The following is a 21647-nucleotide window of genomic DNA, read 5'->3' on the forward strand; positions in this document are numbered from 1 at the left end:
CTTATTGTTCCTCCTTAAAATTTAACATATGACCTAATTTTTGTTTTTTAGTTTTTAAATAATATTCATTTCTCTCATTATGATTCATTTGAATTGGTACTCTATTTAGAATTTCTATTCCATATCCCGAAAGACCAGCTATCTTCCTTGGATTGTTTGTCATTAGATTTACTTTCTCAACCTTAAGATCAGCTAATATTTGTGCTCCTATACCATAATCTCTCATGTCAGCTTCAAACCCTAAAGCTAAGTTTGCTTCTACAGTATCCATACCTTGATCCTGAAGAGCATAGGCTCTTAACTTATTAATAAGTCCAATTCCTCTGCCTTCCTGACGCATATATAGAAGAACACCTCTTCCTTCTTCTTCAATTTCTTTCATTGCTGCTGCAAATTGTTCTCCACAATCGCATCTTAAAGAGCCAAAGGCATCTCCTGTAAGACACTCAGAATGAACTCTTACTAAAACAGGTTCTTCACCAGCAACTTCTCCTTTAACTAAAGCAACATGATGTTCACCATTTAGCGTATTTTCATAACCAATTATTTTAAATTCTCCATATTTTGTAGGCATTTTAGCTTCCGTTACTCTTTTTATATAAACTTCATTTTTTCTACGGTAAGCAATTAAATCTGCAATGGTAACAATCTTCAAATTATGTTCTTTTACATACTCCATAAGTTCTGGAGTTCTTGCCATTGTTCCATCTTCACTCATAATTTCACAGATTACTCCAGCTGGATATAATCCTGCAAGTTTTGCAAAATCCACAGCAGCCTCTGTGTGACCTGCTCTCTTTAACACTCCACCTTTTCTAGCCTCTAGTGGAAAAACATGACCTGGTCTTTTGAAGTCCTTTTCTTCCGCCTTTGGGTCTAATACTTTTCTAACTGTAGCTGCTCTTTCATAGGCTGATATTCCTGTAGTAGTTTCTGCTGCATCTATTGACACCGTAAAAGCAGTCTTATGTGGATCTGTATTCTCTGATACCATTGGATGGATATGTAGTTCATCTAATCTTTCGCCTGTAATTGGCATACAGATTAATCCTCTTCCGTACTTTGCCATAAAATTAATGGCTTCAGGAGTTACCTTTTCTGCTGCCATTAGTAAATCTCCTTCATTTTCTCTATCTTCATCATCTACAACAACAATTATTTTACCTTCTCTAATATCTTCAATAGCTTCTTCAATAGTATTAAACTTATACACTTTTATTCCCCCTATCTTAATTCTTTAAATTTTTATTGTATTTTTCGTAATTTTACTATTTCGAAAATTAAGTCTATACAAATCCGTTTTTACTTAAAAAATCCAGGTCAATACCTTTTTTTATCTCCGGCTCTTCCTTAACAAAGATTAGCTTTTCAATATACTTACCAACCATATCACATTCTAGATTAACCATATCGCCTGTTTTCTTCCTTAGCAATGTTGTGGCATCCCTTGTATGTGGTATTATAGATACTTTGAATATTGAATCGTCTACATAGGCCACTGTTAAACTTACTCCGTCAATAGCAATAGATCCCTTCTCCACAATATATCTTAATATTTCTGGGGAGGTACTGATGGTAATCCAAACAGCGTTATCTTCATTTTCATATTTAGCTATTACCCCTATCCCATCAATATGACCACTAACCATATGACCTCCCAGTCTATCTCCTACTCTTAAAGCCCTTTCTAAGTTAACTTCATCTCCTGAAGACAAATTCTTTAGGTTGCTTCTTCTCATAGTTTCTGCCATTACATCAACGGTAAAATGATTTGTACTAAAGTCTGTTACTGTTAAACATACTCCATTAGTACTTATACTATCCCCCAGCTTTACTTCTTCTAATACTTTCTTTGCTTTAATAGTAATCCTGGCAGATTTTGTAGATTTAATTATAGCCTGTATGATTCCTACTTCCTCTACTAACCCAGTAAACATAAAGGAGTCCTCCTTTCCTTCTATATTGGTCAATCTCATATATTAAATCCAATCTAGTGTTTTTTTACATAGCCCTCTAACATTACATCCTCCTTAAAGCTGTGTATTTCAATATTTTCAATTGAAATGGCTTCACTCATAAGGGCTTTTCCTAATCCTCCAACTGGTGTTTTTGCCTCTCTGCCACCTATAATCTTTGGGGCTATAAAAGCATTAACTTTGTCAACAATACCTTCCTCAATAGCGGAATAGTTCAATTCGCTTCCACCTTCTAAAAGCACACTATCTATAGCTCTTTCTCCCAGGGCTTTCATAAGATAACTTAAATCTACTCTATTATTTTTTAATGGAGTAATAATAATCTCTACACCAGCACTTTCTAAAGCTTTTAACTTATTTCCATCTGCCAATTCCGTGGTGGCAATGATTGTTTTTGCTTTAGACTGTACGTGAAGTACCTTAGCTTCTAATGGAATTCTTGTATTACTATCAACTATAATCCTTATTGGATCACTTCCATTGCCAGTATCAAGCCTTGTTGTTAGGAGAGGGTCATCTGCTAGTATTGTCCCTATGCCTACCATAATAGATGAAACCCTATGCCTTAGTTGATGAACAAATTTTCTAGAAAATTCGTTTGTAACCCACTTTGAATCTCCAGTATAGGCTGCAATTTTACCATCTAAGGTCATGGCTGTTTTTAAAATACAAAAAGGAAGCTTTGTTGTTATGTATTTCAAAAAGATTTCATTTAGTTTTCTCCCCTCTTCTTCCATAACACCAGTAACAACTTCAATATTGTTATCCTTTAGTATCTGGATGCCTTTTCCGCTTACTAGAGGGTTTGGGTCTTTTAAACCTATAACAACCTTCTTGATTCCTTTTTCAACTATTGCCTTTGCACAGGGTGGAGTTTTACCATAATGTGAACAAGGCTCCAGTGTCACATACATGGTTGCACCTTTAACGTCTTCGGTGGCATTTTTAAAGGCATTTACTTCTGCATGATTGCTTCCGTAAACTTCATGATATCCTTCTCCAATAATCTTTCCATCTTTGACTATTACAGCTCCAACTAAAGGGTTAGGGTTAGTATATCCAATTCCCATAGCAGCTAATTCTAATGCCCTTTTCATATATTTAGTTTCCATTTCACACCGTTACCAAAATATTATAAAACTTTATAAAAAGATTATAAAAGTTTATTATTTTGTTTCTTTCCTACTTCATAGTGTTCCATTTTGCCGAAGCTACTTTGGTTTGTATAACACTTCATAGGCCTTGCTACTTTTCAGTAGTGGGTTGCAACGAATACCCAATTTAGAATATCTTTTAAACTGATATTTCTAAACCATATTTTGCAAGGTTATATGAAGCATTCTTATCCCTATCAGCTACAAATCCGCATTCACATTTGTAAGTTCTATCTGATAGTTTTAAGTCTTTTTTTATCCTACCACATGAGCTACAAGTCTTTGATGAAGGATAAAAAATAGGTACTTGGATAAACTCAATTCCATATTTAGCACATTTATTTTTCATTTGAGTAATAAACATACTAAATCCTTGCTCTTGTATTGCCTTTGACAAGTGCTTATTTTTCATCATATTAGATACTTTTAAATCTTCCATGACTACTCTAAATGGCTTGGCTTTCGCTATTTTACAAGTAGCTTGATGTATATGATTTTCTCTAATATGTGTGATCTTACTATGAAGTCTTTTAATCTTCTTTTCAAGTTTTGCAATGTTCGCAGTCTTTTGGTAACATACTCCTTTCTTATTCATCTCATATTTTTGTGAACATTGTCTTTGTAATCTTTTTAACTTTTTTGTTATTCTTTTAACCTTTGCTGTCTTATTAATATTCTTTGTATCCAATTCATCAATATTAGTTACTGCAAGCGTCTTAATACCTAAATCTACTCCTACAGTAAAATTATTTAATTGCTCTTTTCTATTTTCTTCTTCGATCTCAATAGCAGCAATCAGCACCCACACTCTGCCATTAAACCTTACTCTTGGATTACTGAATTTATTTACTTTTGATAAATCAATGTCGTAGTTATACCTACATTGTATCTTACCTATTTTTTCAAGATTAACTATGTTTTCTTTAAAGTAGATTTTATCATATCTTGAATAAAACTTATCCTTAGACTTCTTCTTACTTTTGAATTTAGGAAAACCACTCCCACTAAAAAAATTCTTGTATGCCCTATCTAAATCTCTTAATGCTTCTTTTAAGGTAGCGTGGCTAATATCATAAAGCCATTCAAATCCTTCTTGATTTTTAAGTTTGGTAAGTTCTACACCTAATTCCACAACTGACAATTTCTTTTTAGTGGTTTCATAGTGTTTAATTTGCTTATCCAATCCCCAATTAAACACATATCTCATTGACCCCACATGTTTCCACATAAGAATTTCCTGCTCTTTAGATGGAAAAAGCCTAATATTAATCGCCCTTTTCATCTTCTAACAACTCCTTAATCATTTTCTTTGCTTTATTAGCTCTTTTACCTTGTAACTTACAACTATCCACTTTCTGTTACATGGCGTGGTTTTAGTGTACCATTTTTATCCCAATTTCTTAATGTTTGTTCTGTTTTACCTATTAGTTTTGCAAATTCACCTGTTGAATAATATTTCAAGTTAATCACTCCTTGAAAATATTATTCAACAAACCTTATAAAACATCAGCATATATTTATATTTTTTTATAAACTTGCTTTAACTGTTGTCAGCCTCCAAACCTTTTAACTAAGTTTCTTTCATAATTAAATAAATCCCCAATTATTGAAAAAGAACACCATTTTACAAGTAATTTAAAATTACCAAAAAATACAGCGTACCAAATACTTCTTAATTATCAATACTAATCTTGATGAAAACCTGCACTGATAGGAGGTATCTGGTACTATGATTAGTATTGACGAAAAATCAATAATTAAAACAATAGAAAATTATTTAAGTGAATATCGCTACATCTTTAATAAGCGGAGCTTTCATATATTTATTTTACTTGTTACTGCTATTCTTTCAATTCAAGAAGTTCGTTCTATAAAATTTTTGTATGACAATTTAACAAGTAAGCGCACATGCTGGGCGCACATAAAAAACGCCCTGAAAAAATTCAGAGCGTTAACTTTCACAAATATAGAGTAACTTTTATAGTATTACATTTAATATATCCACTTATGCATATATCTTCTAATGTAAATTAAGCTATCTCATATCTATCTTCTTTCATCCAGACTTTACTGTCGGCCTCGGAGTTTCACCGAATCATACCTTACGGCTCGCGGGCTATACCGCCGGTGGGGAATCTCACCCCGCCCTGAAGATTTATTTTTTTATGATTTCATAATACCACTATTTTTTTATAATATCAACATATATTTTCATTGTCAACCTCTCATAACCAATGAAGGGAGAATTCCTTGTAAAACACAATTAATTACAGTGTTTTTGTCAGTATCATACTTTGAGAAACTTTCCTTAGCATATTCAACATTGTTATAGACCTTCCAATAACCACAAAGCAGACATTCTTTATCTGGTGATTCTATAAAACAAATCACATCTTCTAAAGGTATTCCTAAAAATAGCCCTATCTCATGAGGGAAAGATTCCTCAAATCTTAACTTTAAAACCTCTAGATTTTCCTCTAAACTAAAATATGCCCTATATCCAAACTTGTATAAGAACTTCATGTTTTCCTCTTCATAAATCACCTTTGTCAATTGATTACTATCATAAAATAGTAAAGTTATTACATTTTCCGTTTTTTTAATCTCGCAGAATTCCACCATCCACTCTGACAAGAACTCTTTTTTATATTTTTCCCATAATGAATATAAGTTACCCTTATCCCTACTTAAGGTAATTATGGAAGCTGGCTTATGACCTGCTACTGTAGGTGCTGCACTATATAATATCACTCCAAACAAGTACTCTTTTTTATCCATAGACTTTATTCTATTCATATACTCTTCCAGTAATACTCTTATCACAATCACCATCCTTTAATCCCTAAAGAAATTTAACTTTATTTTCTGCATAAGTTAGGTGAATTATTGATATATGTTTACTGTTAAATGTTTTAAATAAATCAAAAACCTTCCTTAGTCCATATTACTAAGAAAGGTTTCTATCAAATTAATCTATTTAAGCTGCTATATAAACAACATTGTTTATAGGTCTGTATTAAGCTTTTTAAAAGGCCGCTGCCTTAAAGCCCTTTCCACGAACTTCTGCGGTATCCATTACCGATACTACTGCAGTGGAGTCTATATCTTCAATTAAGCTTTTAGCTTGTTCAAGTTCTCTTGAGGTTAAAATACAATATATAACCTTTTTCTTATCTCCAGTGTAAGCACCTTCTCCATAGAGATAAGTTACTCCTCTACCTAATTTCTGTAAAATAACTTGCTTAATTTTATCACAGTCACCAGTAACTATGAATACTACTTTTTCCTTATCAAAACCTTGAATAGCCTTATCTACCACCGTTGAACTCATATACATAGCTATTAAAGTGTACACTGCTGTTTCCAAATTTCCTATAAACATTCCAATAGCAACAATTATAGCATTTATTATAAATCCAATATTTCCTATTGATATTCCATATCTTTTTTTAACTACTACAGCTACAATATCGGTACCGCCTTGTGAGGCTCTATTTCTAAATATTATACCTGCTCCTACTCCCATTAAGATACCTCCACATAGTGAAGAAATCAAAGGGTCACTCATATAATATAAACTTTGAAGTTGTCTTGTTAGTATTAACGAAAGAGACATAGCGATCATACCTATGAAACTAAAAACACCAAATTCCCTGTTAACAGCCTTAACTCCAATCAAGAATATTGGAATATTTATAAGTATTACAAAATAACCAGAGGATATACCTGTTATATATTGAAGGATTATTGCTACACCTGCTACTCCTCCACTAAGAAACTTATGAGGTATAATAAAGGTATTGACTCCAATGGAGTAAATTAAACTACCTATTATCACCATTAAAATTCTTAATAAACTTTCTTTCTTCATACTCATATATCCCATATGCCTCCTATACAAAACTAAAGTTCTACTGTAGTTAGGAGGATATCCTCTTAGGTTAAACTAGCTAAACTTACTCTCCTTCTACCTACTATCTAAATTCTATTACAGCTTTGCATCTATGTCAAAGGACCAATCTATGGATTAATCCATGGATTAGTCCAATTATAGGTCCATTTAATTATAATTGTAAAATAAATGGACTATTTCTCCTGCTATCATATGAATTACTAGTGAATTCTCAATTTCCGTGATATAGAAAATTCAAACTTCTTTCCTATTTAATGTCTAAATAAATACTGCTTGAACCCAATAATACAATAGATATAAGGTAAATACTACCGTTAACGGGATAACTATAATTGTCACCTTCAAATACTCCCTCCAGGATACATTAATAGCACTTCTCTTTAAGATATACATCCATATTAAGGAGGCTAAAGTTCCAATTGGAAGGAGAAGAGATCCGATATCAGTGCCAATTATAGTAGCTACATAAATGGTTTTTAATATAAGTGGACTTAAACCCATATTAGTTAACGTAATGGTACCTATCATTAATGCGGGATGGTTATTAAAAATATTAGATAGAAGAGACATTAGTCCTCCCATTACGAAGCTTGCGTAAAATAAACCTTTACTTACAATAGGTTCACAAACTTTGACAAAGTATTCTGTTAGTCCAATATTGTTCAAGCCATAAATAATCACATACATTGAGAAGGCAAACAATAAAATATGCCAAGGTGTTTTCTTAAAAATATCCAGGGGGTTTGTCCTTAAATAATACCACCTAAGTGCTAAAAGTATAAGTGAACCTGATACTGCTACAATTTCTATTGGAATTCTATAATAAGATGCAACAAACAGTAAACAACGTATACCAAATACAAATGCCAAAATTCCTAGCATAAAATATACTCTCTTCTCTTTGTTATTAAGGGCAATATTTTCTTCAAATGGGTGAAACTCTCTTGCAAAGAATTTTTCATCTAATTCCACTATTGGCTCCGGAAGAGTCCGAGGAAGTCTCTTTTTTAGTAAAAGAAACATCAAAACCGACATAAATAGAAGTCCAAATAAGCCGGGAATAAATATCATCTCTGTATACTTATAAAGTGTCAAGTTGATAATATTTAAGGAAATTAAGTTTGTAATGTTACTTACTCCTATGGGTGTACTTGACCCTGTTGCAATCAATGCTCCACTTAATAGGTAAGGCAGTTGCTCACTTGTCTTTAATTGTAGGTTTCTTAATAATAATATAATAATAGGGGTAGTTATCAGAATACTGCCATCATTATTAAAGAGCATAGTCATGAAAAAACATAACAATTGTATATACCAATATAACCGATATCCTGACCCCTTCGCTAAAATTGACAGCTTAGCAGCGGCCCAATGAAAAAATCCAAAGCTTTCTAGTATAACTGCCATAATAATAGTTGCAATAATAGTGATAGAAGCTCCACCAATTTTATGAGTAATCTCTACTAAATTGTCATAACCTACAACTCCTATAAATAGTATCATTATAGCTCCTGCTGCTGCAGGGTATGCTTCATTTATTCCCGCCGGTCTTAAAAAAATAATTATCATTGTCATAAGAAATATGAAAATCGTTGCTATTACTATATTAAAAAAAAATATTATTAAAGTTCCAAGTATTAATATAGTAAAGAGAACAATCACCTTTCTATCTTTCCAAAACTTTTTTCCTTGAACTGTTTGTGAGGGTAGTGCAGGTGTTTCAATTTCTCTAATAACTTTAATCCTTTCATGGGGTGGTTCTGGATGTTGTAGATGGGGCAGTTTATCTCTCTTTTCCTGTGGCGGTCTCGGCCCTCTATAAAGATCTGCAAGATTTTTTTCAGGTTTTTCAAATAATTCATCTTCATGTTCATAGCACCAAATAGTATATAATATTATCAAAATTATTATCAGTGTGTTGCTCATAAAAGTTTACTCTCCTCTTTTTAAAAATTAATAGTATCTCTCATAATTACTTTTTCTTTAGATTAATTTTCATATATAATATGCTGTAGGAAAGTAATTTGTACACCACTGAGGAAAACCTTATTATTAAAAAATTATTATATATAACAAAATTACACTATTTAAATATAAAAAACTCCTTTGCCTTATATATTACAAAAGCAAAGGAGCTGTTATCCAGCTTATTAATTGTATTACTTCCTGGATGGTTTGTTGCTATCTTTTTTTACCATCTTTTCTGCCGTCTTTCTTGTCGTCCTTCTTATCGTCTTTTTTGCCATCTTTTTTATCGCCTTTTTTATCTTCTCCCTTTTCTTGTTGACTTCTTAAAATTTCTTTTATAGCATCTACTGCTCCATCATCTGCTACAACATAGGCAATATGAGGTATTTCGATAAATAGTATCTTTCCGTGAGAAGAAGCTACCAGCACATTCCCAACTACAGCCTGAATAACTACGCTTTCAATATGATCCCCTGACTTGAAGAAAATAGCAACATGATTTTTAACTAGCTTGGATAATAATTCTTTCATTTGTCTACCCCCTTTTTATCTATTGTTAGTAATATATTATGCTAGTCTACTTACATTGTTACTATAGACTTACATAGGGGGCTTTCTAAACTTATTAATCCTCTATACCTTTTCTTGCAGGAACTCCTTGTGTATAGTAGTGTTTTATTTGCTTCATTTCTGTTACTAAATCTGCTTTTTCTATAAGCTTGTCATTTGCGTATCTTCCAGTTAAGATTACTTCTACCTTTTCAGCTCTCTTATCTAAAAGCTCCATCACTTCTTCTACTTTAAAAAGTTCATAAAAAATAGCTATGTTTATCTCATCTAAGACTACAACATCATATTCTCCAGAAGTTAGGACCTCTTCTGCTCTTTTTAATCCCTCTGCAGCAACCTTTATATCTGCTTTGGTAGGATTGCCAAAAATAAAAGAATTTCTTCCAAACTGCTCTAATGTAAAGTTAGGTAAATACTTTACTGCATTTAATTCACTGTACTCCATTCCCTTTACGAATTGTCCAAAGAAAACTTTTTTTCCAGCACAAACTGCTCTAAGAGATAATCCTAAAGCTGCAGTAGTCTTTCCTTTTCCATTTCCTGTATAAATTTGAATATATCCTTTGTTATCCATATTAATGCCCTCTTTTCTATATATCTATATTTTCTAAAGTCTTTACTGGGTATATCTTACATAGATCCAACCCTCTAGCCAATTTTTCAGCAAACTTAAGACTTTCTAAATCCTCATATATAATACCTAATACACTTCCACTATGAGCACCTATTATACCCATACCAGAAGTTTTATCCTTTATACTCATTACCTCTTCCAGGAAATCATACTTTAACCTCTTCTGATTTCTTAATATACTTTCGGTAGCTGCAAATGCAAGCTTTTTCAGGTTATTTTCCGCTGCTGCTTCTTTTAAGGTTGTAAATAAATCTTCTACATCACTTAAAGGTGGTAGATTTTTATTGTTAAATTCCACAGTGTCTACTATATTGTTTCCTTCAAAAGCAAGAATATTATAGGTCATATACTTACCAATAGCTTGCTTAAATAGTCCTTTTTTATAATCAAAAAGGGTCATTTCCTTAAATATGATGCTATCTGTTGGCTCAATTTTTATACACTGTTCTACTAGTTCCTGTTCATTAAACTCTCTTCTAAACATTTTAAGCAGAGCATAATATACTCCACACAAATCAGCAGTGCTGCTTGCTAATCCCTTACCATAGGGTATATCAGAGTTAATTTCTATATCAATATTTTTGTAATATTCTTCATATCCCCAAAGCTTTAGGATATTATAAAGAAAATCCGCTGATTTTTTATTATTAAACTTTTTATCAGCTTCATTACATTCAAATAATCTAACCTTAGTATAAATGTTAACAGGGCAAGATAGTAGCAAGTCTTTATCATTTATTCTTCCCTGCAGCACTTCTCCAAAGCTGCCTGGGTAGTTTACTGTAAACTCCATAAGCTACACCCTTTGCAATTTATTTTATTTATGTTTCAATACTAAATATCTAACTAGTTCTTCTATATCAGTAAAAACATTTTTGTATTCTACTGACTTTCTTTCTATGACAAACCCATATACACTATTATCAATACAAGCCTTAAGCTTCTCTTCTGTGCCGCCCTCAATACCGCTGTCCTTAAGAATCATAGCTTTAGCAGCATACTCTTTAATAAAGGCACAGTTAAGTTCATAGCTTATAGGACCTTTTATAGCAATTAAATCCTCAAGTTTTATCCCTTTATCAAAACATTCCTGCATCACCTTCATAGAAGGCAATACTCTATGTACTATTCTGTTTTCCAGATTCATCGAAAGTATCTTGTCCAAGTTCCTGCTTCCGGTGGTGTTAAGTATTGTTCCCTCTATAGTTTTTAATTTATCATAGAGTTCATCATAATCATTTACTCTGACGATATATTTTTCATTCATAAACTTTTGAATAGAAGAAGGTCTATCATATCTTATGTATTCAATATCTAAGGCTTCACAGGCCTTTATGGCATTTTTAGTAACTTCTAATGCATAGGGATGAGTTGCATCTACTAATTGCCTTATCTCCTTTTCTCTAAGGGTATATATTAATTCTTCTAAAGGCAATGGTTTTGTGTTCAAGTAGGAATACTTATAATCTTTTAAAATTTCACCACCATAATCTGTAGCTGTAGATACAAATATATCTTCGGTATAATTATTTAAAAGAGATAGTATTTTTCTTCCTTCTGAAGTTCCAAGAATTAAACCTATCATTGAAAAACCCCAATCTACAAATAATTTTTATCCTATCATTAAAGGATTTCCATCTATACAGTCCTTAATATGTTGAACATATATCTGCTGATATGCTCCATTTTCCCCTAAACCATGAAGATATACGTTAACCTTAAAGCCTTCTTTTTCTAATATGCTTTTCCATGAATCTTCCTCATCACTTGCCATATCGTTTATAGCATGATCCCCTGCTACTAACATGAACGGCATTAAAGTAACTTCCTCTATATTATCCTTTTTAAGCTTTGGAATAATATGTTCTAGCATAGGATAGCCTTCTACAGTTCCCACATAAATCTTATCTGACACATTGTCATGTAGTATAGATTGAAGCAGTGTATAACTTGCATTGGCTGGATGGGTAGATCCATGGCCCATTAAAACTACTGCAGAATTTCCTTCTAACTGTGGAAGCTGAGTCTTTAGTGCTTCTGCTGCTATTAGATAGTCCTTCTCTCTATATAATATAGGTCTTCCTAAAACTAATTTATCAAACAACTCTTTATACTGATTAACTCCATTGATTATTTTATCATACTCATCACCAGGCATAATATGAAGAGGCTGAACGTAAACTTCTGTAAATCCATCAGATTTCATTTTTTCTAATGCTTCCTCTGTTGTGTCTATAAAAATCTTATTCTCTTCTTTTAACTTTTTAATTATCATATATGAAGTAAAGGCTCTTCTTACTTCATAGCCTTCAAAAGATTCTTTAATTCTATTTTCTGTACTTTCAATACAATCTCTAAAGGTTTCTAAAACACTTGTTCCAAAACTTACTACTAATATTCCTTTTTTACTCATTTCCGTCACCTCTTGTTTTTTATAATTTGCCTTTCTGCTTAGACAGTATATCCTCTTGGAGTTATAAATTGTCCACCTTTAATAAAACTATTACTATTTCCTATAATTACTATAGAGAACATATCAACTATACTATCATCAAAAGTATCTAATGTAAATAATGTTACTTCTTCCCCTTCTCTTAAAGCGTTTTTAACTACTGCTACTGGAGTATCTCCTTCTCTATGCTTTTTTACAATATCAATACATTCCCTTAAATACAGAGGTCTGCCATTACTTTTAGGATTATATAGAGATATAATGAAATCCCCTTCCGCTGCAAGTTCAACTCTCTTCTTAATTAAATCGTAGGGAGTCATGAGATCACTTAGGCTTATGTTACAGTTATCATGCATAAGCGGTGCCCCAATCCTTGACGCTGCTGCTGAAGATGCTGTTACACCTGGAATTACCTCAACATCTTCTTCAGTTCTCATCTCCAAAATAAGTCCTGCCATGCCATAAATACCAGCATCACCGGTACTTACTATTGATACTATATTATCTTTAGATAGTTCTAGGGCTTGTTTACATCTTTCTACCTCTCCGCGCATACCAGTAGAAACTACATTCTTATCTTTAACTAATGGTTTTATCATTTCTATATATTTTGTATATCCTACAATAACTTCACTTTCTTCTATTGCTTTTACTGCCTTTAAGGTCATATGGTCAAGTCCACCAGGCCCGATTCCTACAACGTATAGTTTTCCCATGTTAACACTTCCTTTTCTTTATGTAAGTTAAATGTACTTATTAAATCTCTCCTATACATACTGTCATACCGTTAATTTTAATCTTATCCGTAATAAGTTTAGCTCCTAAAAGTTCTACACAGGGTTCTGAGACTGCCCTTACGCCTATGGTCTTTTCTACAAAATCACTGCCTTCATACTTGTTGTGCACCTTTTTTATTTCATCCAGTGAAAAAATCTTAAGTTCACAATGAAAATACTCAGCAAGCTTTAATATGGCTTCCTCATCCTTTTTAACTTCAACGGTAGCTATAGTTTTTACTGCTCTTTCATCTAAATTCTTATCTTTTAGCAAATCTACTATATTTTCTTTCATTTTCTCTGTATCAAAATTTTTTCTACAGCCAATTCCTAGTACTATATCTTTTCTTATCAATTTTAGAACTGGTATTTTCATAGACTTATATTTATCTTTTAAGCTATGGTCAATAAAAACAAGTCCATCTATGTCCTCTAGTTCACTAGTATATCCTTTTGGTACAGATATACGGCCCTTTGGATCAAGAAAAGCTACTCTTTTATTATCTACTAATAAAGCAGCTATCTCCTTGGCATTCTTGAGACTGTCTATTACTAAGCCATTATTTTTAGCAATCATATCTGGTGCAACAACACCTAGGTTATCTGTTGCTGTGGTAATTACAGCAGTACTGCCCAGTATTTCAGCTATCCTCTCAGTAAGTTCATTAGCTCCTCCTAGATGACCACTTAAAAGACTTATAACAAAATTACCGCAGCTATCTATAACTATCACCGCTGGGTCTTTATCTTTTCCTCTTATATATTCTGCTATAGCTCGTACAGCTATGCCAGTGGAGCTTATAAATACTACTGCTTTATATTTCTCCATTGCCCTTTTGGCAATTTCTTTTATACCAAGTTCCTTTATAAGTTCCCTAGGATAGAAATCTATATCTAAGTTATCTCTTAGTTTTTCAGTAATAATCTCTCCTGACTTAGTAACATTAATTACTGCTATTTTCATCTTTAGCTGTTCTAAACATGTGAGTAAAGCTTTCATCATATAAAAGGCTCTTATCATACTCACAGTTTATAAAATCTCCTACAAGTATTTGAGCTGTTTTAGTGATATTTTCTGCCTTAACCTTTTCTGCAATGTCATCTAAAGTTCCTATAACAGCCTTTTGATCTTCCCAGGTAGCCCTTTGTATAACTGCCACTGGTACATTTCTTCCATAGCCTTTTCTAAGTCTCTCAACTACTTTATCTATCATATTCACTGAAAGGAAAAGAGCCATAGATGCTCCTATGCTAGCTAGTCTCTCTAAATCTTCTTTTTCAGGTACAGGAGTTCTTCCTTCAACTCTTGTAAGTATAACTGTCTGACTTACATTTGGTAAAGTAAATTCCTTTTTTATGGCTGCTGCTGCCGCTGTAAAGGAGCTTACTCCTGGTACAACCTGATAAGGTATGTTTAATTTCTCAAGCTCATCCATCTGTTCTTTTATAGCTCCATATATAGCAGGATCACCAGTGTGTAATCTTACTATTTTTTTATTTTCCTTGTAAGAGTTATTTATTACTTCAATAACTTCCTCTAGTGTCATTGAAGCTGAATTATGAATTTCTACATCACCTTTACAGTACTGAAAGTGTTCCTTACTTACTAAAGATCCTGCATAAATTATTACATCTGCCTCTGATAAAATCTTTCTTCCCTTTACTGTTATTAAATCTGGATCCCCTGGTCCTGCTCCTATAAAATAAACTACATTTTCCATGTGCTTCTCTCCTTTTAATCTCTCTGTGCTATTATAAGTGACATATAGTCTCTGCCAGACAATATTTCCTCTCTATCTCTTAGAACTTCCTGTCCCTCTCTGTAAGCCCTCTTTACAAAGGTATACCTGAAGCCCTTCTCTTCTAGAACATTTAAAACCTTTTCTTCAAGTTTATAAACCTTCATTATTACCACAAATTTTTCATCTGTTATTTTATCCACTTGGTTTGCAGGAAGAATCAAAACTCTTTCATCTCCAATTACTAAAGTTTCCCCTGCAAGGCTTGCAGCGGCACAGAAGGATGTAATTCCTGGTACTGTTTCCGTCTTATATCCCTGCTCTTTTATGTATCTTAAAAGATATATATATGTACTATATACAAAAGGGTCTCCTATGGTAAGAAAAGCTACATCCTTACCTTCCTTTAATTTCTCCTCTATAGCCTGGAAAGCTTCATATATCTTTCCTTCCTGCTCCTCTCCCCCCATTGGAAAATGTTTTATCATAACTTCCTTATCTTCACCTATGAAGTTCTTAGCAGTATCTAAAGCTATACTACTGCCACCTTCCCTAGCAGACGGTGCCACTATTACTGGACACTTTTTTAGGACGTTCACAGCTTTAAGAGTTAACAATTCTTCATCTCCTGGTCCTACACCTATACCGTATAGTGTTCCTAACCTTTCCATACTTCTTTCCTCCAGTCTCATATATCTTCTTTTCTTAATATATTAATACTTCACTTTCTATGAAGGTGTACTTCTTTCTTATTGTTTCTTTCCTGTTACTATAAATATGCTATTATTAGAGGCCATCATATAGCTTTTCCCTCTAGCTTTACTTATTGAAACCTGCATGCACTCTACTTCATAATTTAAGCCTTTTAATGTGTTCATAGCTTTATAAAGGTTATCTATAGTAATAAAGTTTAAAACCATATTATGCCCAGTCTTCAGTTTTAAATCGTAGCATCTTATAATGTCTTCAATATTGCCACCGCTTCCTCCAATAAATATAGCATCAAATAAAAGGTCTATATCCTTTTCTACAGCTAGTGCCTCTCCTTCAATTATGGTCAGATTACTAGCACCAAATTTCTCTCTGTTTAATTTAATTACTCTTAATGCTTCCTCATCTTTTTCAACAGCTATTACCTGTCCACTTGTACACATTGTAGATATCTGTATGCTTATAGAACCTGTACCAGCGCCTATATCTATAACTCTGTAATTTTCTTTTAATTCAAGCTTTGCGGTGCTTAAAATCCTAACTTCCTCTTTAGTCATAGGACAATCTCCCCGTATAAACTCTTCATCTTTTATATAAATCATATAATTAACTCACCTACTTAAATAAAATTAGATTTAAAGCTTGTTACTCATATCTTCATTCTCTATTGTTACAACGCAGAGATTACTAAATTCCATATTTTTTATTTCCTCAGCAGTTCCTTTAGTTATTTTTTCATCCTCATAAGAAAGGTTTTCTCCAACATAAACTTTAACATTAATATTTTTTTCTTCTAGAACCTCGCACAAATATGAAGGAGAGTGCTTGTTATCAGTAAGCCATATAGAAATTCTATTCTCTCTTACAACTTTATGGAAGTTATCTTCTCTTCCATGAAGGCTTCCTAAAAAACATCCTTGCCAACTCTTCCCTATTCTTGCCATCATATATTGAAAAGAACTTAGTCCCGGAATAACTTCTAAGTTTCCTGAATAATTCTTTTTTAAATAATCCGTTACTCCATAGAAAAGAGGATCTCCAGAAGCTGCAATAGATATTCTTTTATACTCACTTGAATTTATTATATTAATTATTTCTGAGAGCTTTTTTACAATAATTTTGTTCCCGTCAATAAAAGCTAAGCTTTCAATAGCTCTTTCAAATCCAAGTATTAAATCAGATTTTTTTAGAGTATCAACTGCTTTAGGTAATATATAATCTTTATGCCCAGGGCCTATACCTACAACATATACTTTACCATCCATACTATAAACCTCTATTAATAAAATTTCTTTACTATAAATAATTTAATAAAATCCTTACTGACTTAGCTTTATCAGCTAATTAATTTATTCTACACTACTGTATAATATTCCTTTATCCATGGAGTACATAATAACGTCAGCTTTTATACTATCATAAGCATACTGCTCTATTCTCTTTTTCACCTTCAGTCCTATATTCCTATACAGCTGCTCATATCCATCACCCAGAAGCCTTACTGCCCCTTCTGTAGTCTCTTCATTATAAACCTTTTCAACTAGCTCTCTATCTTCTCCCATAAGAGCTAACTCTAAGGCTAAGGTTTCTAATCTAACATCGCAAACTCTACTGTGAGTGTTAAAGCATCCTGAAGCTATTTTACAAAGCTTTCCTATGTGGCCTACCACAAGTATTTTTTTAATATTCTTAGACATACAACAGTTTAGTGCAAAGCCGACATAGTTGGACATAACAACCATCTTACTAGTGTCTAAGCCTATACTTTCTCCAAATTTTTCTCCCATATTTCCGAATATAAGTATGATGTCTTTATGCCCTTTAGCTATTTTTTGGTTCATTTCAAGTTCTACAGACTGCATAAGCGCCTCTTCTGACATAGGCATTACTATACCTGTAGTTCCAAGAATAGATATACCGCCTTGTATGTTAAGTCTTGGATTAAAAGTCTTTTTAGCTACTTCTTCTCCCTTTGGTACAAATATAGTAATTTCTACTCCCTTATCCCTTGGAAGAACTTCTTTAACTTCCTTCTCTATCATCTTACGAGGAACGGGGTTAATAGCAGGCTCACCTTTTTTTACATAAAGCCCTTCCCCACAAACTGTTCCTACACCCTTTCCACCTTTTAGGGTATACCCCTCGCTCCTTTTATCCGCTCTAGCCCATATCTCTAATCCATGGGTAGCATCAGGATCATCTCCTCCATCCTTTACTACACAACATTCAACGAAGTTATCTCCCATATTTATCTTTTCTATAGGAAGATTAAGCTCTATTCCTTTTGGAGTATCTATCTTTATCTCCTTTAATTGCCCTCCGTTATAAAGCATCATAGTTGCTGCCTTAGCTGCTGCTGCTGCACAGGAACCAGTAGTATATCCACATCTAAGCCTTTTACCATCACAATTTACATACATATCTAACATATTATCACCTTATTATCATATACATTAGTGCATTTACTATGGCTGCAGCAATATTGCTTCCACCTTTTCTTCCTCTTATAGTTATCATAGGTATATCCATTTTTTCAATTTCTTCCTTAGATTCTGCAGCTCCTACAAATCCCACAGGAGCCCCCACTATAAACTTAGGAGTTGCCTTTCCCGCTAAGGTAAGTTCTTTAAGCTTAAATAAGGCTGTAGGAGCATTACCAAAGACAAAGAACTCTACCCCTTCCTCAACTGCCTTTTCCACAGCTGCCATTGAACGAGTTATTCCCCTTTCCTTAGCTATCTCAGCAATATCCTCTCTACCTACGTAACATTCCACCTTGCAGTTTAACTTTTTTAGAGTTGTCTTACTTATACCAGATGCAGCCATATTAGTATCTGTATATATAGTTACACCTTTTTTTAATAGTTCTAAAGCAGCCTCTATTGCACCTTCTCTAATATATGTTAAATCCTTCAATTGAAAGTCTGCGGTGGTGTGTATAACTCTTTTTATTATTTGAAGCTCCCTATCTGAAAAATTGTGGTCTCCCATCTCTTCTCCTATTATTTCAAAGCTCCTTTTTTCTATATCCATAGGAATTTTTATATAATCCATCTGTGATTTTCCCTTCTATGATTTTTTATTATTATTTTTCTCTTATGTCTACAAGACAACTTCCATCTATAGTTGCCTCTTCAAGAGTAGCCATGTTATCCATGGTATAAAGTGCAGATTCTATTATATTAAAAGCAAGTGGACATCCTGATCCCTCACCTAATCTCATTCTTAAATTAAGCATTGGGTTTACCCCTAACTCTTTAGCTATATAAACTACACCTGGTTCTGCAGATAAATGGGAAGGGAACATAAAATCCTTAGCATAATTATTTAATCTATAAGCACATAGTGCTGCTGCTGAAGATATAATACCATCTATAACAATAGGAATTCTATTTTTAGCAGCGCCTAAGAAACATCCACAAAGTCCTGCTATATCAAAACCTCCCACCTTAGATAAAACATCTATCACATCTTCTTTATTAGGCTTATTTACATCTATAGCCCTTTGTACTACTGCTTTCTTATTTTGAAACTGTTCCTCTGTTAATCCTGAGCCTTTACCTACTACAGCATCCGCAGATAATCCTGATAAAGCACTTAATACTGCTGAACTTGTTGTAGTATTTCCTATTCCAACTTCACCTGTGCCTAACAGGTTATATCCTTCTTTAGCTAGCTTGTCTACAATCTCAATACCTGCTTCAATAGCTTGTATTGCCTCTTCTCTTGTCATAGCTGCTTCCTTAACAATGTTTTTAGTTCCATATGCAACTTTTTTGTCTATTATCTTAGGATTGTTAAACTCTCCCTTTACCCCAACATCTACTACAGTTATATCGGAATTTGCAAAACGTGCTAAGGTACATACTCCTGTTATGCCTCTTGTTAGGTTATTAGTTATTGTTACTGTAAAATCCTGAGGACAATTACTTACTCCCTCATCACATACTCCGTTATCAGCACACATAATCACTACACTTTTCTTATCTATCTTATTATGTATTTTACCTGTAATGCCAGCCATCTTTGCTGCAATTTCTTCAAGTTCTCCTAAACTTCCTAGGGGCTTTGTAAGACTATCTATTCTAAGCCATGCTTCCTTAATAACATCCTCATATGCTGGCTTTATACTTTCTATTGTTTCTTCAATTAACCTCATTATTTTTCCCCCTTAATATTAAGTTTTATGTGATTTTCTAAAATCCATAGTTTTTATCTATATAATAGCTTTTTCAGCATCTCTATATTTCCAAAAAAGTGAACATGTCCATAAGCTGCTAAAGTATTGTTCTTTACGAATCCACAACTCCAGTTTTTTAATGTACCATCGTAAATTTCCTTTGTAAGAAGATAAACCTTTTCTTCTTCCAAGTCTACATAGGACTTATGAAACTCATGACAGTTTATTTCTGTACCTTTAGGTAAAACTCCGTTATCCTTTTCTACCTTTAATTTAGCATACCCAAAATTTTGAAGTTTTTTTGTCATATAAGTCTTTCCCTTTAAAAAACCTACAGAGTTAAGTACTTCATAACTGTCTAATCCTTGAATACCTTCTGTAAGGTACATCAGCCCTCCACATTCGGCATAACATTTAAGACCTTTTTCTAACTCCTCTTTAATGCTGCTGAGCATGGATTTATTTTTATTTAATTCCTCTATAAATACTTCTGGGTACCCACCTCCAATATAAAGAAAATCTATATTCTCTGGTAGCTTATCATCCTCTAGTGGACTAAAAAAAACTACTTCTCCAGCCTCTTGTAATAGTTCAATGTTCTCCCTGTAATAAAAGCTAAAGGCTTTATCATAAGGTACCGCTGTTCTTATTCCTCTATTTTCTAAATGATATTTATCATCATAATTTTCAGTTTCTTTAAAATAACCTATAAGTTTTTCTAAGTTAACATGCTGCAAAATCAATTCGCTGCACAGATCAATTTTTTCCTTTAAATCGTCTATTTCACTACTTTGTACCAGCCCAAGGTGTCTACTCTTTAAAGAAAGTTTTTCATTTTTAGGTACATATCCAAATACAATAGTATTGCAGTTCTTCTCCACTGCTGCTTTTAGTAATTTGTAATAACTTTCACTTATATTATTAAATACTACTCCCGCAATATTTACCTTTTCAAAATTCATAATTCCATTAATTTCTGCACACAAAGTTGCACTTTGTGCTTTAGGTGTAATCACCAATAAAATAGGAAGATTTAAAACCCTAGATAAATGGGCAGTTGAGTACTGTGAATCTATTCCCTTGCCATCGTAAAGTCCCATAACACCTTCAACTATTCCCATATCACCTTTTCCTCTGGAAAAAGAAGCCTTAACCCCCTTTTCTCCCATAAGATACAAATCTAAATTTCTGGAAGGCTTTCCTGTTATATAGCTGTGAAAAGCAGGATCAATGTAGTCTGGTCCAACTTTATACCCCTGAACATCAAAACCCTTCTTCATCAAAGCCTTCATAATACCTAATGTTACAGTGGTCTTTCCCCCACCACTGCTATTTGAGGATATAACTATACTTTTCAAGTGTATCACCACTTTTCTTAATGTATTTTATATAATTGCCAAGCTCCAAACTTATACTTATCCTCTAATATTTCTATGTCCAGAATAAGTTTAAGTTCTAAACTACTTGTCCATATTAGATAAACAAACTTAGAAACTTAATTTATACAGAGGGATATATTGCTATTAACAACATATCCCAGAACATAAGTCTAGCTTTAGATTTCCTTATCTATA

The 21647-nt window shown here is 33.0% G+C and carries 23 protein-coding genes, 1 pseudogene and 1 riboswitch; all 24 genes and pseudogenes read right to left on the bottom strand.

Annotation, left to right across the window (positions count from 1 at the left end):
• Window position 1: 1 nt before the first annotated feature.
• A complete protein-coding gene (locus N4T77_RS08370) occupies window positions 2-1219 on the bottom strand; it encodes a bifunctional 3,4-dihydroxy-2-butanone-4-phosphate synthase/GTP cyclohydrolase II (RefSeq protein ID WP_396125105.1) in 1218 nt (405 codons plus the stop codon).
• Between the two features lie 67 nt (window positions 1220-1286).
• On the bottom strand, window positions 1287-1937 hold the full coding sequence (locus N4T77_RS08375; RefSeq protein WP_261671316.1) for a riboflavin synthase: 651 nt from the start codon (window positions 1935-1937) through the stop codon (window positions 1287-1289).
• 53 nt (window positions 1938-1990) lie between these two features.
• On the bottom strand, window positions 1991-3088 hold the full coding sequence (gene ribD, locus N4T77_RS08380; RefSeq protein ID WP_261671317.1) for a bifunctional diaminohydroxyphosphoribosylaminopyrimidine deaminase/5-amino-6-(5-phosphoribosylamino)uracil reductase RibD: 1098 nt from the start codon (window positions 3086-3088) through the stop codon (window positions 1991-1993).
• Window positions 3089-3269: 181 nt separating this feature from the next.
• Entirely contained in the window at window positions 3270-4412 is a 1143-nt protein-coding gene (locus tag N4T77_RS08385) for a transposase (protein WP_261671318.1), read from the bottom strand.
• Window positions 4396-4482, bottom strand: a pseudogene (locus tag N4T77_RS20280) (IS607 family transposase); the annotation flags it as partial. The gene N4T77_RS08385 and the pseudogene N4T77_RS20280, both read right to left, overlap by 17 nt.
• On the bottom strand, window positions 4475-4600 hold the full coding sequence (locus tag N4T77_RS08390; RefSeq protein ID WP_396125102.1) for a MerR family DNA-binding transcriptional regulator: 126 nt from the start codon (window positions 4598-4600) through the stop codon (window positions 4475-4477). The gene N4T77_RS08390 and the pseudogene N4T77_RS20280, both read right to left, overlap by 8 nt.
• 574 nt (window positions 4601-5174) lie before the next feature.
• A riboswitch (FMN riboswitch) is annotated at window positions 5175-5289 on the bottom strand.
• 58 nt (window positions 5290-5347) lie between these two features.
• Window positions 5348-5953, bottom strand: a complete 606-nt coding sequence (locus tag N4T77_RS08395) for a DUF3793 family protein (RefSeq protein WP_261671319.1) — start codon at window positions 5951-5953, stop codon at window positions 5348-5350.
• A 202-nt stretch (window positions 5954-6155) separates the two neighbouring features.
• Window positions 6156-7007 (bottom strand): YitT family protein, encoded by an 852-nt coding sequence (locus N4T77_RS08400; RefSeq protein ID WP_261671320.1) that lies wholly within the window; start codon window positions 7005-7007, stop codon window positions 6156-6158.
• Between the two features lie 294 nt (window positions 7008-7301).
• A complete protein-coding gene (locus N4T77_RS08405) occupies window positions 7302-8969 on the bottom strand; it encodes an arsenic transporter (RefSeq protein WP_261671321.1) in 1668 nt (555 codons plus the stop codon).
• A gap of 255 nt (window positions 8970-9224) precedes the next feature.
• Complete coding sequence (locus tag N4T77_RS08410; RefSeq protein WP_261671322.1) at window positions 9225-9542, bottom strand: hypothetical protein; 318 nt, start codon at window positions 9540-9542, stop codon at window positions 9225-9227.
• 94 nt (window positions 9543-9636) lie between these two features.
• On the bottom strand, window positions 9637-10155 hold the full coding sequence (gene cobO / locus N4T77_RS08415; RefSeq protein WP_261671323.1) for a cob(I)yrinic acid a,c-diamide adenosyltransferase: 519 nt from the start codon (window positions 10153-10155) through the stop codon (window positions 9637-9639).
• Window positions 10156-10171: 16 nt separating this feature from the next.
• A complete protein-coding gene (locus N4T77_RS08420) occupies window positions 10172-11008 on the bottom strand; it encodes a kinase (protein WP_261671324.1) in 837 nt (278 codons plus the stop codon).
• Window positions 11009-11032: 24 nt separating this feature from the next.
• Window positions 11033-11800, bottom strand: a complete 768-nt coding sequence (locus tag N4T77_RS08425) for a cobalt-precorrin-6A reductase (RefSeq protein WP_261671325.1) — start codon at window positions 11798-11800, stop codon at window positions 11033-11035.
• Between the two features lie 27 nt (window positions 11801-11827).
• The gene (locus tag N4T77_RS08430; protein WP_261671326.1) at window positions 11828-12628 is read right to left on the bottom strand and encodes a sirohydrochlorin cobaltochelatase; all 801 of its coding nucleotides are present in this window, start codon (window positions 12626-12628) and stop codon (window positions 11828-11830) included.
• Window positions 12629-12666: 38 nt separating this feature from the next.
• Window positions 12667-13383, bottom strand: coding sequence for a precorrin-3B C(17)-methyltransferase (gene cobJ, locus N4T77_RS08435; protein ID WP_261671327.1), 717 nt, complete (start codon window positions 13381-13383; stop codon window positions 12667-12669).
• Window positions 13384-13423: 40 nt separating this feature from the next.
• Window positions 13424-14407 carry a cobalt-precorrin 5A hydrolase gene (gene cbiG / locus N4T77_RS08440; RefSeq protein ID WP_261671486.1) on the bottom strand — a complete coding sequence of 328 codons (984 nt, stop codon included), beginning with the start codon at window positions 14405-14407 and terminating at the stop codon, window positions 13424-13426.
• Window positions 14388-15164, bottom strand: a complete 777-nt coding sequence (gene cobM / locus N4T77_RS08445; protein WP_261671328.1) for a precorrin-4 C(11)-methyltransferase — start codon at window positions 15162-15164, stop codon at window positions 14388-14390. The genes cbiG and cobM overlap by 20 nt, the downstream gene beginning before the upstream one ends.
• Before the next feature lie 14 nt (window positions 15165-15178).
• Window positions 15179-15853: a cobalt-factor II C(20)-methyltransferase gene (locus N4T77_RS08450; protein ID WP_261671329.1), complete on the bottom strand. Its 675-nt coding sequence runs from the start codon at window positions 15851-15853 to the stop codon at window positions 15179-15181.
• A gap of 78 nt (window positions 15854-15931) precedes the next feature.
• The gene (gene cbiT / locus N4T77_RS08455; protein WP_261671330.1) at window positions 15932-16495 is read right to left on the bottom strand and encodes a precorrin-6Y C5,15-methyltransferase (decarboxylating) subunit CbiT; all 564 of its coding nucleotides are present in this window, start codon (window positions 16493-16495) and stop codon (window positions 15932-15934) included.
• 33 nt (window positions 16496-16528) lie between these two features.
• Entirely contained in the window at window positions 16529-17158 is a 630-nt protein-coding gene (gene cbiE / locus N4T77_RS08460) for a precorrin-6y C5,15-methyltransferase (decarboxylating) subunit CbiE (RefSeq protein ID WP_261671331.1), read from the bottom strand.
• Window positions 17159-17242: 84 nt separating this feature from the next.
• The gene (gene cbiD, locus N4T77_RS08465; RefSeq protein ID WP_261671332.1) at window positions 17243-18322 is read right to left on the bottom strand and encodes a cobalt-precorrin-5B (C(1))-methyltransferase CbiD; all 1080 of its coding nucleotides are present in this window, start codon (window positions 18320-18322) and stop codon (window positions 17243-17245) included.
• 4 nt (window positions 18323-18326) lie between these two features.
• Window positions 18327-18947 (bottom strand): precorrin-8X methylmutase, encoded by a 621-nt coding sequence (locus tag N4T77_RS08470; RefSeq protein ID WP_261671333.1) that lies wholly within the window; start codon window positions 18945-18947, stop codon window positions 18327-18329.
• A gap of 31 nt (window positions 18948-18978) precedes the next feature.
• Window positions 18979-20052, bottom strand: a complete 1074-nt coding sequence (cobT, locus tag N4T77_RS08475; protein ID WP_261671334.1) for a nicotinate-nucleotide--dimethylbenzimidazole phosphoribosyltransferase — start codon at window positions 20050-20052, stop codon at window positions 18979-18981.
• 53 nt (window positions 20053-20105) lie between these two features.
• On the bottom strand, window positions 20106-21431 hold the full coding sequence (locus N4T77_RS08480) for a cobyrinate a,c-diamide synthase (protein ID WP_261671335.1): 1326 nt from the start codon (window positions 21429-21431) through the stop codon (window positions 20106-20108).
• Window positions 21432-21647: the final 216 nt, after the last annotated feature.

It is taken from the genome of Clostridium sp. CX1 (genome assembly GCF_025398335.1).
GTDB lineage: Bacteria > Bacillota > Clostridia > Clostridiales > Clostridiaceae > Clostridium_AM > Clostridium_AM tanneri.